Source organism: Sphingomonas sp. P4_G2, from assembly GCF_056401155.1.
The window spans coordinates 140,088-153,634 of record NZ_JBFUJY010000007.1; the positions used below are offsets into that span (position 1 = coordinate 140,088).

Below are 13,547 nucleotides of genomic sequence, written 5' to 3' on the forward strand. Positions count from 1 at the left end.
ATCCTGGAGGAGGCTCGGGCAATGACGGCGTTGGTGCTGATCGGTCTGATCGTGGTGGCGGCGGTTTTGTGGCAGCGCGACGATGCGCTCAAACTGCGGATCGCCTCGCTTGAGCTCGCGCTCGATCGCGGGGAGCGGATCGCGCGAGATGCCATGTCTGATCAAGCAAGATTCGAGCGCGCCGACTGGATTGTGCCGGAGCCGAGGCCGCCGTCGTCTGCCGAGGCAGCGCCAATCCCCCAAGCAATCGCCGAGACCGAACCGGTGACGCGCTATGCCGCGCCCGAATCCGAAACCCTCCCCCCTGCCCCGGCTATCGAACCGGTGACGCACGTCGCCGCGCCGGTCGAACATTACGCAAGGCGCTTCGGGTTCGAGGATATCTTCGGGCGCTACCTGCCGATCTGGGCGGGCGGCATCACGCTCGCGGTGGCCGGGTTCCTGATCGTCAAATATTCGATCGATGCCGGGCTATTGTCGCCGCCAGTGCGCGTGATCCTGGGCCTGGCGTTCGGCAGCGCCCTGATCGCCGGCGCGGAGCTCGCGCTGCGCCGCGACGACGTGGCGCGCGATCCGCGCATTCGCCAGGCTTTGTCGGGCGCGGGCATCGCAACGCTCTATGCTTCGGTGCTGGTCGCGGCGAACCTCTATCATTTGATCGGGCCGATGACCGCCTTCGCCGGGCTTGCCGCGATCACCTTGCTCGCCGGGTTGCTGTCGGTCCGCTTCGGCGCCCCGAGCGCAATATTGGGGCTGGTCGGCGGTCTCGCCGCGCCGGCGTTGGTCGGATCGGCTTCCCCCGACGTGCCGTTGCTGGCGAGCTGGCTCGCGTTGACCGCCGGCGGATTGTCGATGCTTGGGCGGCGCCAGAGCTGGTGGTGGCTCGGCGCGCTCGCGGTGGCGGGCGGATTCGGCTGGGGTCTGGTGTTGATCGCCACCGGGTTGCACGACATCGCATCGGTGTTGTCGACCGGCATGCTGATCCTGATGCTCGCGATCGTCTTTCCGCTTGCGATGGCCGGTGATCCCGGGCGCGTGGTCCGCGTGATCGCCGCCTTGTTCGGTTGCGCGCAAATGGCGGCGATCGTTGCGCTCGGCGGTTTCGCTCCGCTCGACTGGGGCCTGTTCGCCTTGCTGTCGGCGGCGATGATCTGGCTGGCACGACGCGAGCCCAGCTTTGCCGAATTGCCGCTAGCCGGATTGGTGGTCGGGCTGCTGCTCACCGCTGTCTGGCCAAGCCCTGACGGCATGATGCTGGCGCTGGTGCTGGCCGGGGGGTCGGCGATCTATGGCTTGCCCGCCTTGTGGCGGCTGTGGCGCCCCGACGGCCGGTTGAGCGACGCGGCACAGGTCGCGGTGCTCGGCTTTGCCGGCGTATTGATCCCCGCGAGCCATTTCTGGCTCCAGCAGCCGCGCGCCGATTTCGCCCCGCTGGCGCTCGTCACCGCGATCGTGACCGGCGCAGCAGCCGGCTGGGGCTGGCGGATAGTCGATCGGCGCGATGATGCGCGGTTCGCGATCCTGGGTATTAGCGCGGTCGTGTTGGCGGGGCTCGGCGCCAGCCTGACGGTGCCGGTATGGGCGATCGGGCCGATCGTCGCGCTGGGTGCGGCCGCTATGCTGTTGCTCGGCCGCACCGCGGACGATGCTCGTATCGGCAACGCGTCGTTCGTGGCGGGAATGACTGCCATGGCGTTGCTCGTCGGCTATGACGCCAATGAGATCGGACGCGCGGTCGGCCTGGTGCAGGATCGCGATGCCGGCATCGCCTTGCTGCGCTGGACCGTCGGGGCGGCAGCGGCGACAAGCTTCGCCCGCTGGTCGATCGACCGGGGAGCACGTCAGGTCAGTGCCGCGATCGCCGTCCTGCTCGTGTATGTCGCCGCGGCGCAGATCGTGCCGGCAACTTGGCTGGCGCTGGTGCCAGCGGCGATGCTTGCCGGCGCGGCGCTGGCGGGCCGGCGCGCACCGCTGACCGTGGCGCCTACGGCTGCCTTGTTGTCGATCGGCTGGGCGGTGCAGCCGCTGCTGATCTGGGCAACCGGCGCGGGCGGAGCGGTTGTCGGCATACCCTTCCTCGTCACGGCGACCCCGGCGATCGACATGACGCTGATCCGCGTCGCCGTGCCGGCCAGCGTGCTGATCGCCCTGCTGCTCCGTAATATCCTGCCCGAGCGGCTGCGCGAGATCGGATCGATTGTCGCGATCGTGCTCAGCCTGATCGCCACCCACTCGCTGTGGAAGCATGTCCTGGCGATCGCCGACGCGGCGCGATTCGCCGCTGCCGGCATGGCCGAGCGAAGCCTGTGGGAAGCCTTGCTCGCCGCCACCGCTTTCGGCGCCTGGCGGCTCGGCGCCCAGCGCATCGCGATCGGACTGGGCGTCGCGGCCTTGCTCCACTTCGCGTGGTTCACCGGCGCGATGCACAACCCGTTATGGACCGACCAGTGGGTTGGGCCCTGGCTGGTGCCGGCTTATAGTCTGGCTTTCGTCTTGCTGTGGCTGTCGAGCCATGCCTTCCCCGAGCCGGGCGCGGACCGCGCACGCGATGGAATACGGATGGCGCTGATCCTGATGCTCGCAGCGTCGCTGCTCCGCCAGGCGTTCCACGGCTCGTTGCTGTCGGAAGCGGGGGTGAGCCAGGCTGAGGATATTGGTCGGTCGCTGACCGCGATCGTGATCGCGATCGGCTTCCTGCAACGGGGCATCCGTCGTGCGTCGCGCGACTGGCGGATCGTCTCGCTGGTGCTGATGCTGGCGGCAGTGGGCAAGGTGTTCCTGCTCGACGCCGCGGGTCTTGACGGACTGCTGCGCATCGCCTCGTTCGCCGCGCTTGGCTTCAGCCTGATCGGGGTGGGATGGCTCTACAGCCGCTATCTTCCCGATGCAGCATTGACCGACGCCGCGTTGACCGAAGAGTCATACTCGGCCGATACCGTTCCTGCCGACACCCGGGGGTAACATGTCCGCACCTGATTTCTCGCTGCTCGCGAAGCGCCGCTTCGGGCCGATGTTCGTCGTCCAGTTCATCGGCGCGTTCAACGACAACGCGCTCAAATATGCGATGCTCTTCCTCGTCACCTTCACCCTCTACAAGGGCGACGAGAATGGCGCGGCGTCGCTTGCGGCGCTCGCCACTGGCCTGTTCATCCTGCCCTATTTCCTGTTCTCCGCGCTGGCCGGGCAGATTGCCGACGGGTGGGACAAGGCGAAATTGATGCGCATCGTGAAGGGCGCGGAAATCGTCTTCATGGCGCTCGGTCTTGCGGGGCTTGCACTGCAATCGGTGCCGCTGCTGCTGACCGTCTTGTTTCTGATGGGGTGCCATTCGACCATTTTCGGCCCGGTCAAATATTCGATCCTGCCTCAGCATCTCGGCCCCAACGAGATCATGGGCGGCACGGGCATGATCGAGGCCGGGACGTTCCTGGCGATCCTCGGCGGCCAGTTGATGCCCAATTTCATCCCGCCCTGGGAAGCCGGGCTGGTCGCGACCGGGATGGCGGTGCTGGGATTCCTTGCCAGCCTGGCGATCCCGCCGGCACCGGCCGCGCCAGGCGTCGTCCGGGTCGAGCGCAATGTGTTCCGCAGCACATGGCATGTGCTCAAATCGGCGCATGACGGGCGCGACGCCTGGCTGTGCATCCTGGGAATCAGCTGGTTCTTCGCGATCGGCGCGGTGCTGCTCAACGATTTCGCGCCGCTGGTGACCAATCGGCTCGGCGCGGACAAACCGGTCGTGACCCTGTTCCTGTTGGTCTTCTCGATCTCGATCGCGATCGGCTCGCTTGCGGTCAACCGCTTGCTCAAGGGCAAGGTATCGGCGCGCTACGTGCCCTTGTCGGCGCTGCTGATGGCCGGGTTCATGATCGACCTGTGGCTGGCCACGCGCGGCTTCGTCGTCACCGCGCCCGGTGCCGATATCGCGCGCTTCGTGGCAGCGCCGGGCAGCTGGCGCATCCTGATCGACCTCGCCGGCCTCGCCTTTGCCGGCGGCATGTTCATCGTCCCGCTCTACGCGTTGCTCCAGACCAACAGCCCGGTCGCCGAGCGGTCGCGGATCATCGCCGCCAACAATATCGTCAATTCGCTCGTCATCGTGCTGGTCATGGCGGTGGTGATCGCGATGGCGCATTATGGTGCAGCGATCCCCGCGGTGATCGCGACGATGGGCTTCGCGACATTGATCGTCGCCTTGGTCAGTTGCTGGCTCCTCCCCGAAACGGTGATCAAGCGGCTGATCCGGACCGTGCTGGAGATCGCCTATCGCGTCGAAGTCCATGGTGCCGAAAATATGCCCAGGCCCGGCGAGCGCGCGGTCGTCGTGGTCAACCATGTGTCGTGGCTCGACGGCCTGCTGCTCGCGGTGTTCCTGCCGGGCAAGCCGGTGTTCGCGGTACACAGCGCGGTGGTCGCGAGCTGGTGGATCAAGCCTGCGCTCAAGCTGTTCCGCGCTTTTCCGGTCGACCCGACCAACCCGATGTCGACCAAGGCGATGGTCAAGGCGGTCAAGGACGGCAACACGCTGGTGATCTTCCCAGAGGGACGGATTACCGTCACCGGCGCGCTGATGAAGGTGTTCGACGGCCCCGGCATGGTCGCCGACAAGGCCGATGCGCCGATCATCCCGGTACGCATCGACGGGGCGCAATATTCCACCTTCTCCAAGCTGCGCGGCAAGGTCCGATTGAAGTTGTTCCCCAAGATCACGCTGACCGTACTGCCGCCGCGGCGGTTCGAGATCCTGGGCGAGATGACCGCGCGCGCGCGCCGCGCGATCGCCGGGCGCCGTCTCTATGACGAGATGAGCAACATGATCTTCGCGACGTCGGACACGGACACGACGTTGTTCCAGGCGCTGCTCGATGCCAAGGACGTCAATGGCGGCAAGTCGGCGATCGTCGAGGACATCAAGCGCGAGCCGATGACCTACAAGAAACTGGTCGTCGGCAGCATGGCGCTGGGCCGCGCCTTCGATCCGATGACGAAGCAGGGCGAAGCGGTCGGCGTGCTGCTGCCCAATGTCGCGGGCGTGGTCGCGACCTTCTTCGCATTGCAGCGGATCGGGCGCGTGCCGGCGATGCTCAACTACACTGCCGGGCTGACCAATTTGAAGGCGGCGTGCCAGGCGGCTGAAGTCAAAACGATCATTACGGCACGCGCCTTCGTCACACAGGGCAAGCTCGAGCCGATCGTCGAAGGACTTGAGGCCGATGGCCGCACAATCGTTTATCTCGAGGATATCGGCGCGGGCATCGGCACGATCGCTAAGCTGCGCGCCTTGGTCGCGGCGCGCTGGGCGGGGCGGCTGCATCGCCGCCGCAAGGTCTCGCCCGACGACGCCGCGGTGATCCTGTTCACCAGCGGGTCGGAGGGGCTGCCCAAGGGCGTCGTGCTGACCCACTGCAACCTGCTGTCCAACTGCAAGCAATTGTCGGCGCGGATCGATTTCAATTCGTCCGACCTGGTGCTCAACGCGCTGCCGGTGTTCCACAGTTTCGGGCTGACCGGGGGAACATTGCTGCCGATCCTGAGCGGAATCCGCACCCTGCTCTATCCCAATCCGCTCCACTACCGGATCGTCCCGGCGTTGGCCTATGATGCCAATGCGACGATCCTGTTCGGCACCGACACGTTCCTGGCCGGCTATGCGCGGATGGGGCACAGTTTCGACTTCTATTCGGTCCGCTACGTCTTTGCCGGCGCCGAGCGCGTCCGCGACGAGACGCGCAAGGCGTGGGCCGAGAAATTCGGCGTGCGCATCTTCGAAGGCTATGGCGCGACCGAGGCGTCGCCGGTGATCGCGGTCAACACGCCGATGCATTTCAAGGCGGGCAGCGTCGGGCGCCTGCTGCCGGGGATCGAGGCCAAGGTCGAGCCGGTCGAGGGTATCTGGGAAGGCGGCAAATTGTCGATCCGCGGGCCCAATATCATGGCCGGCTATATGAAGGCCGACCGCCCCGGCATGCTGCAGCCGCCGGTCGAGGGCTGGCACGATACCGGCGATATCGTGACGATCGACGAGATGGGGTTCATCACCATCCGTGGCCGCGCCAAGCGCTTCGCCAAGATCGGCGGGGAGATGGTCTCGCTGCCCGCGGTCGAGGGCTATGCCGCCGCGGTGTGGCCCGACGCCGACCATGCCGTCGTGACGCGCGCCGATCCGCGCAAGGGCGAGCAACTCGTGCTGTTCACCACCGCCAAGGGCGCGAAGGCGCCGGAGTTGCAGGCCTGGGGCAAGGGCAACGGTATCGCAGAACTCGCCATCCCGCGAGACGTCAGGGTGGTCGAGGCATTGCCGGTGCTGGGAACGGGCAAGCTCGATTATGTGACAATGGGGACGATGGCGGCCGCCAACTAAATCCCCTCACTGGAGGGGAAGGAAAACTCGGGTGCGGCCGCCTGTCTCCTAACGTCACCCCGGCCTTGTGCCGGGGTCCGCCGGGAGGCAGGCGCTGGACAAGAGGCTCTCGCTTCGCGGACGGCGGCACCGTGGATCCCGGGACAAGCCCGGGATGACGATGTAGTGATGGCGGCCATATGCGTATTCTGCTGACCGTCTTTTTGCTTTTCTTCGCGGTTCTGCCCAGCATGGCGAACGCGCAGACCATCGAAACCCAGGCGGAAGCTCTGACCCGCGACGCCGCCGAATACGCCAGGCTGTTCGCCGTCCCGCAGGATGAAGCCGAACGCCGCCTCATCGCGCTCGACGCCAGCGTCCCCGTCACCGACGCAATCGAAGCCAAATATCGCGACCGCATCGCCGGCATCTCGATCCAGCACCGACCCGACTTCCGTATCAACGTTTATCTGACCGGCAGCGACGCCGTTCCCAACGAGACGCTGCGACTGGGCGGGATGACCGTTCCCGTCACCTTCCGCACCGGCGCGCGCGCCTCGCGCGACCGCGTGATCTGGGCGGTGACCTGGCACCAGGCGCAGATCCGCGCGATGTTCTCACGCCCGCCCGCCATGGGCCTCGACCCGCGTACCGGCGAATTGGTCGTGCTGATCACCAGCGGCGAGGCGAAGAGCGGTGTCGAGCAATGGCGCCAGAAGGTCGAGCGCGTGGCGGGCGTGCCGGTCAGCATCCGCGTGGCCGATCAGGTCGACGTCAACCTGGGCGCTGCGGTCGGCGGCGCGCGGCTCGAAGGTACCAGCCCCGACGACGGCAAGCGTTATCTGTGCACCAGCGGCTTCGTCGTCACGGATGGCGCGCGCTACGGGGTCGCCACCGCCGCGCACTGCCTCGACAAGATGAGCTTCATCGCCCCCGACCACAGTGAGGTGCCACTCGATTTCGTCGGCCAATGGGGATGGGGCTATCACGACATCCAGATCGGCACCGTGCAGGGGCCGCTCGCCGGGCTATTCTACGCCGATACCGCCAAGACGATCGAGCGCCCGGTGACGGGATCGCGCACCCGCGACCAGACGCGTGCGGGCGACTTCGTCTGTCATCGCGGCGAGCGCACCGGCTATAGTTGCGCATTGGTCGAGCTGACCGATTTCGCGCCGGCCGGCGATCTGTGCGGGGGCGCCTGCCTGCCGACCTGGGTCACGGTTTCGGGACCGACCTGCAAGGGCGGCGACAGCGGGTCGCCGGTGTTCTCGGGCACCACCGCGCTCGGCATCCTCAAGGGCGCGACCTATCGCCCCGACGGCAGCTGCGCCTTTTATTTCTACATGTCGGTCGACTATCTGCCCCAGCCTTGGTCGCTGGTCCTGGGCACCGCGCCTCAGATCCCTCCCATACCCCCTGTCGCACCGCCGGAGTTTGGTGCAAGGGAACAGCCATGACCGCGATAGGGATTCTGGGGAGCGAGGGCCGGATGGGCCGCGCGATCGCCGCGATCGCCGCCGATTTTGGCGCGACCGTGGCGGGGGGCGTCGATGCCGGCGGCAACCCGTTGACGCTGGCGCGCGGTGCCGATGTCCTGGTCGATTTCACCGCGCCGTCCGCGCTCGAAGCCAATCTGGCGGCGGCATGCGAGGCGGGGACGCCGATCGTCGTCGGCACGACCGGACTGGGCCCGCAGCATCACGATTTGATCGACAATGCCGCCGCGCGCGTCGCGGTGCTGCAGACCAGCACGACCTCGCTCGGCATCACGCTTCTCACCCGACTTGTCGCCGATGCCGCCGCGCGGCTCGGGCCCGATTGGGACATCGAAATCGTCGAGGCGCATCATCGCCACAAAGTCGACGCGCCGTCGGGCACCGCCCTGCTGCTCGGCGAAGCAGCAGCCGAGGGGCGCGGCGCCGCGCTCGCCGATCTCAAGGTCGTCGACCGCGCCGGGCTGAGCGGGGCACGGAGCGAAGGGACGATCGGCTTCTGCGCGATCCGCGGCGGGTCGATCGCGGGCGATCACCAGGTGATTTTCGCCGGACCCGGCGAGCGGTTGGAACTGATCCATCGCGCCGAAAGCCGCGAGATGTTCGCGCGCGGTGCGGTCCGCGCGGCTTTGTGGCTCGCCGACCAGCCGGCCGGGCGCTATACGATGCCCGAGGTGTTGGGCCTGTGACGCAAACGGTGAGGGCCGCATGAACAAGGCCGACGTGGTCGAGTTCTTCAGCCGCCTCGCCGCCGACAATCCGCATCCCGAAACCGAACTCGAATCGGGCAATCCCTATCAATTGCTCGTCGCGGTCGTGCTGTCGGCGCAGGCGACCGATGTCGGGGTCAACAAGGCGACGCGCAAGCTCTTCCAGGAGGTCCTTACCCCCGCGCAGATGGTCGCGCTCGGCGAGGAGAAGCTCAAGGAGCACATCAAGACGATCGGGCTGTTCAACACCAAGGCGAAGAACGTCATCGCCTTGTCCGAGCAATTGATCGCCGATCACCAGGGCGAAGTCCCCGCCGATCGCGACGAACTCGAGAAACTGCCCGGGGTCGGGCGCAAGACCGCCAATGTCGTGATGAACGTCGCGTTCGGCGCCGAGACCTTCGCGGTCGACACCCACATCTTCCGCGTCGGCAACCGCACCGGCCTGGCGCGCGGCAAGACCCCGCTGGCGGTCGAACTCAAGCTGGACAAGGCCGTGCCGCAGCCGTTCCGGCTGCATGCTCATCACTGGTTAATCCTGCACGGCCGATATGTCTGCAAGGCGCGCACGCCCGAATGCTGGCGATGCGTCGTTGCCGATCTTTGTGCGTTCAAGCCCAAGACGCCGCCGCCCAAATCGCGCCCGGCCTGATACTGGAGTAGAAGCAAATGCGCCCGCTGCTGTTCGCCCTCGCCGCCGCCGCGATCGTCGCCCCGCTGAGCGCGAAGGACAAGGAAGTCCCGCCCGCGACCCCCGCCGGTCCCGCGGTCGATTGCGTCAATTTGAGCCAGGTGCGCGAGACGCATGTCCGCAGCGACAGCGTGATCGATTTCGAGATGAACAACCGCAAGATCCTGCGCAACACCTTGCCCAATGCCTGCCCAAGCCTCGGCTTCGAGGAGCGGTTCGCCTATTCGGTCTCGACCAACCAATTATGCTCGGTCGACACGATCACCGTGCTGCAATCGGGTGGCGCCGGCCCCGGCCCGCGTTGCGGCCTGGGCAAGTTCCAGCCGGTCACCATCACGAAATAGGCGCGAAATAGAATCGCTGGCGCGGCCGGCGATGCTTTGCTAGGCGCACCCGGCTCGCACCCGTAGCTCAGCTGGATAGAGCGCTGCCCTCCGAAGGCAGAGGCCACAGGTTCGAATCCTGTCGGGTGCGCCAGTTTTCCCATGGCCTGGCGTTAATTGGCAGGTTCGTGCGGAAACGTATTCTGCCCATCACTTCCGTCCTTCCGATGCTGGTCCCCGCGACACGGGTCGCAAATCAACCGCTCATCCGAGATGTTCCGGAGCGCCGCTCGACCCTCTGATCACGAGCGAATGTTCGGCATAAATCGTGGAAATGGCCGGAGCCAGTCTTGCCTGGGAATCGCCGAGCATCGCTATCAGCGATTCGACGGCAATTGCCGTCATGTCCACGATCGGCTGTCGGATGGTTGTCAGGGCCGGCCAGATCTTGCGCGAAATCGGACTGTCGTCGAAGCCCACGATCGAAAGCTGATCAGGCACGCGAATATCGCGACGATGGGCGACAGAAACGACCGCCGCCGCCATGTCGTCGTTGCTCGCGAAAATCGCGGTGGGCGGATCGCGCAAGGACAGCAATTGCTCCGTTGCCGCCAGACCCGAATCGAAGGTGAGATCCCCATCGACGACGAGGTCGGGATCGAGGTCCACGCCATGCTCGGCCAAAGCGAGACGATAGCCCTCGAACCGCGTCCTGCTGATGACGTGGTTTTGCGCGCCGCGCACGAAGCCGATGCGGCGATGGCCGAGGCCGATCAGATAGTTGGTCATGTCGCGCGCCGCGGCAACGTCGTCGACGCGGACCGAGGACATGTCGGGCAGTTCGTCGCCGGAACAGAGCGCGATGACCGGTACCTTCAGTTGCTCGACCAGGCCGGTGCCACTGATCGCCTCGCAATGCGGGGCCGGCAAGATGAGCGCGTTGGCGCCGCCCGCGACCATGTCGAGCAGGATATCGGCGAGCGAACGCGCCTCGTCGAACCGGCGGATCAGCAATTGCGCGCCGAAGCGCGAGGCGGCGTCGAGCGCCCCCACCAGCAAGGCACTGACGAACGCGCTCTCGGCGCTGTGATACAACAATCCGATGCGCGTGATCGTCGCGCTCGCCAGCGCGCGGGCGGCGACATTCGGCGTGTAATCGAGCTCCTCGATCGCCCGCAATACCGCCTCGCGCGTTGCCGGCCGAACGGTGCGGCCGTTGATCACGTTGGAGACGGACATCGGCGATACGCCCGCACGAACGGCGACGGCGTGCATGGTCACCGCGTTGCTCGACTTCCGAGATCTGTCCTTGTCGCCCACATCCGCATCCTCTCAGAAACCAACTTGTTGCGCTACACAAAGTTGTTGACTCGCTCCAAACCCCAGATCATGTAGCGCTACATCTGACGTAGATCAGAGCCGAGGGGATAGCGGGCACCAAGGGCTCGAGCATCCCGATTTGGGCCGTCATGCATGTGCGGCTTCGGAAAAAGGAGGATGCCCCAACATGGCCGATCTTCGTAGCTTCTATAGCCTCTCCAGCGCGGCGGGCGCGCTCGCCATTTCGCTGGCCATCGGCGCCTTTCCCGCCCATGCGCAGTCCGCACCGGCGCCGGCCCCGACCCCGGCGAGCCCCGCGGCGCCAAGCGACGACCAGGCGTCCGCGCAGGATTCGTCGAACGACATCATCGTCACCGCCCAAAAGCGGAGCGAAAGATTGCAGGACGTGCCGCTCGCGGTAACCGCGGTCAGCGGGGAAACGCTCGCCAGCCGTCAGATCAACGACACCACGGCGCTGACGCGGGCAGTCCCCTCTCTCACCTTCCAACAGGGCAACCACCCGGCGAACACCACCTTCCGTATCCGCGGCGTCGGCACCGCCTTGTTCGGTCAGGGGGTCGAATCGTCGGTCGCTGTGGTCGTCGACGGCGTCCCGATGGTGCGCGCCGCCCAGTCTCTGTCGGACATCGCGGACGTCGACCGCATCGAAGTGCTGCGCGGACCGCAAGGTACGCTGTTCGGCAAGAATGCGAGCGCCGGCGTGCTCAGCATCGTGACCGCCCGCCCCACGTCGACTTTCGAAGCGAAGGGCGATGTGACGATCGCCGAGGACAATGAATATCGCGTCAAGGGCACCCTGTCCGGCCCGATCTCGGACACGCTACGCGTGCGCGTCGGCGGCTTTTACAACAATGTGCAGGGGCCGGCGTACAACGTCACGCTGAAACGCCATGTCAACGGTCAGGAGAGTTGGGGCCTACGCGGCAAGATCGAATGGGAGGCGGCGCCCAATCTGACCTTCCTGCTCGGCGCCGATTATCGCGAGACCTATTCGAGCTGTTGCACCTATTCGTCGATCAGCGTGGTCAACCCGGTGATCGCCCGGCTCGAAGCCCCGGTGGTAGCCTCTCCGACCAATCGCCTGGTCTCGGAGGATACCCCCAACAAGGCCAATAGCCGCCAGACGACAATCTCGCTGCAGGGCGACTGGGATCTGGGCGCGGCCACGATCACGTCGATCACCGCCTATCAGAAATATCACCTGCTGGTGAACCAGCCGGTCGATCGCATCGATTCGAACCCGGTGCTCTATGTCGGCCCATCCGCTTACGCGTCGTGGAATTTCAACCAGGGCATCGTCGATCTGAACCAGATCTCGCAGGAGCTTCGCATCGCCTCCAACGGCAATCGCGACTTCACCTATGTGGTCGGCGCCTTTTACAGCCATGGCGAGGTGAAAAGGCCTTACGCACGCCGCCGCGCGGTCTGCGCGAGCGGCACGATCGGCCAGCCTTGCGCCGCGCCGACCTATCAATCCTCGTCGAGCTTCGCCGACCTCAAGACCGATAATATCGCGGCATTCGGCCAGGTGGAATATCGGGTCGTCGGCGGACTCAAGCTGATCGGCGGGCTGCGCGTCCAATATGAAACGGGCACCAATTTCGGCACGCAGCTTGGCGTCACCAACGCCGGTGACACGTTATTGCCGGGCGTGGCCGCCGTCTCGACGGGAACCCTCAGGGACAGCGACACCGCGGTGACCGGCAAGGCCGGCCTGCAATATGAGTTCAGCCGCAACCTGCAGACCTATGCGACCTATACCAGGGGGTACAAAGGCATCGGCTACAATATGGAGGCCGGCACCGACTTCGCCCATCAGACCGACCTCAAGCCCGAACATGTCAATGCCTATGAGATCGGCCTCAAGGGCCGGACCGGAGACGGGCTGCTCAGTTTCGCGCTCGCCGTCTATCGCGCGGATTATACGAACCTGCAGGTGCAGGCCAACCGCAGCGACCCGATCACCGGCGTCGTTTCCTTCATCTCTACCAATGCCGGCAAATCGCGCAGCCAGGGCGTCGAGCTGGAAGCCACGCTGCATCCTTTGGCGAAACTCGATATCCAGGCGTCGCTGGCCTATACCGACTCGACGGTGAGCATCGACGGTCTGAATTGCCCTTTACAATTCCAGGCTGCCGCACCGACCCTCACCAGCAACTTCCCCACCAATAGCTGTTATCGCGCCAGCACGACGGTGAACGGCGTGACGACCGTTTCGGGCCCGCGCCAGGATTTGCGCAACGCGCCCTTGCCGGCCTCGCCCAAATGGCGGTTCACGGTGGCGCCGCGTTACGATTTCGATGTCGGCAGCGCTTTTGGCGGCTTCGCACAGGTGGCGGTGAGCTATCAGAGTAAGCAAGGCTTCGCCATCGAGCAGGATCCGCTGTTGATCCAGAAGGCCTATACGATCGTCGACCTCAGCATCGGGGCCTATACCGGCGACCGCCGCTTCAGCCTGACATTGTTCGCCAAGAACCTGTTCGACCAGAATTACTATTCGACGATCTCGCACAACTCACTGCTCGCCACGACGACGAATTCGAAAGACATCGTCGCGACCTTCAACAAGGATGCCGACCGTTATGTGGGGGCGACCTTCGCGGTGCATTTCTGATGGCGTGACCGGGCGATTTTTGAAGGAACCAA

General features: G+C 65.6%; 8 protein-coding genes and 1 tRNA gene. 8 read left to right on the forward strand and 1 reads right to left on the reverse strand.

Features of this window, described 5'->3' with window-relative positions:
- The first annotated feature begins 21 nt into the window (after positions 1–21).
- The 7 genes from AC1DRD_RS18855 to AC1DRD_RS18885 all read left to right on the forward strand — a co-directional run bounded on the left by AC1DRD_RS18855 (position 22) and on the right by AC1DRD_RS18885 (position 9,714).
- A complete protein-coding gene (locus AC1DRD_RS18855; RefSeq protein ID WP_478042599.1) occupies positions 22–2,961 on the forward strand; it encodes a DUF2339 domain-containing protein in 2,940 nt (979 codons plus the stop codon).
- Between the two features lies 1 nt (position 2,962).
- Positions 2,963–6,361 carry an acyl-[ACP]--phospholipid O-acyltransferase gene (locus AC1DRD_RS18860; RefSeq protein ID WP_478042600.1) on the forward strand — a complete coding sequence of 1,133 codons (3,399 nt, stop codon included), beginning with the start codon at positions 2,963–2,965 and terminating at the stop codon, positions 6,359–6,361.
- A gap of 179 nt (positions 6,362–6,540) precedes the next feature.
- On the forward strand, positions 6,541–7,800 hold the full coding sequence (locus tag AC1DRD_RS18865) for a chymotrypsin family serine protease (protein WP_478042601.1): 1,260 nt from the start codon (positions 6,541–6,543) through the stop codon (positions 7,798–7,800).
- Entirely contained in the window at positions 7,797–8,525 is a 729-nt protein-coding gene (dapB, locus tag AC1DRD_RS18870) for a 4-hydroxy-tetrahydrodipicolinate reductase (RefSeq protein WP_478042603.1), read from the forward strand. The genes AC1DRD_RS18865 and dapB overlap by 4 nt, the downstream gene beginning before the upstream one ends.
- Positions 8,526–8,544: 19 nt before the next feature.
- The gene (gene nth, locus AC1DRD_RS18875; protein WP_478042604.1) at positions 8,545–9,198 is read left to right on the forward strand and encodes an endonuclease III; all 654 of its coding nucleotides are present in this window, start codon (positions 8,545–8,547) and stop codon (positions 9,196–9,198) included.
- Between the two features lie 17 nt (positions 9,199–9,215).
- Complete coding sequence (locus AC1DRD_RS18880; RefSeq protein WP_478042606.1) at positions 9,216–9,581, forward strand: hypothetical protein; 366 nt, start codon at positions 9,216–9,218, stop codon at positions 9,579–9,581.
- Positions 9,582–9,637: 56 nt separating this feature from the next.
- A tRNA-Arg gene (locus AC1DRD_RS18885) sits at positions 9,638–9,714 on the forward strand.
- Positions 9,715–9,824: 110 nt separating this feature from the next.
- Here AC1DRD_RS18885 and AC1DRD_RS18890 read toward each other — a convergent pair.
- Positions 9,825–10,835, reverse strand: a complete 1,011-nt coding sequence (locus AC1DRD_RS18890) for a LacI family DNA-binding transcriptional regulator (protein ID WP_478042663.1) — start codon at positions 10,833–10,835, stop codon at positions 9,825–9,827.
- A gap of 232 nt (positions 10,836–11,067) precedes the next feature.
- On the opposite strand from AC1DRD_RS18890, the gene AC1DRD_RS18895 reads away from it, so the two are divergent.
- The gene (locus AC1DRD_RS18895) at positions 11,068–13,515 is read left to right on the forward strand and encodes a TonB-dependent receptor (protein ID WP_478042607.1); all 2,448 of its coding nucleotides are present in this window, start codon (positions 11,068–11,070) and stop codon (positions 13,513–13,515) included.
- Positions 13,516–13,547: the final 32 nt, after the last annotated feature.

Coding starts and splice junctions, on each gene's coding strand:
- AC1DRD_RS18855 (WP_478042599.1), top strand. CDS start 22: ATGACGGCGTTGGTGCTGATCGGTCTGATCGTGGTGGCGGCGGTTTTG.
- AC1DRD_RS18860 (WP_478042600.1), top strand. CDS start 2,963: ATGTCCGCACCTGATTTCTCGCTGCTCGCGAAGCGCCGCTTCGGGCCG.
- AC1DRD_RS18865 (WP_478042601.1), top strand. CDS start 6,541: ATGCGTATTCTGCTGACCGTCTTTTTGCTTTTCTTCGCGGTTCTGCCC.
- dapB (WP_478042603.1), top strand. CDS start 7,797: ATGACCGCGATAGGGATTCTGGGGAGCGAGGGCCGGATGGGCCGCGCG.
- nth (WP_478042604.1), top strand. CDS start 8,545: ATGAACAAGGCCGACGTGGTCGAGTTCTTCAGCCGCCTCGCCGCCGAC.
- AC1DRD_RS18880 (WP_478042606.1), top strand. CDS start 9,216: ATGCGCCCGCTGCTGTTCGCCCTCGCCGCCGCCGCGATCGTCGCCCCG.
- AC1DRD_RS18890 (WP_478042663.1), bottom strand. CDS start 10,835: ATGCACGCCGTCGCCGTTCGTGCGGGCGTATCGCCGATGTCCGTCTCC.
- AC1DRD_RS18895 (WP_478042607.1), top strand. CDS start 11,068: ATGGCCGATCTTCGTAGCTTCTATAGCCTCTCCAGCGCGGCGGGCGCG.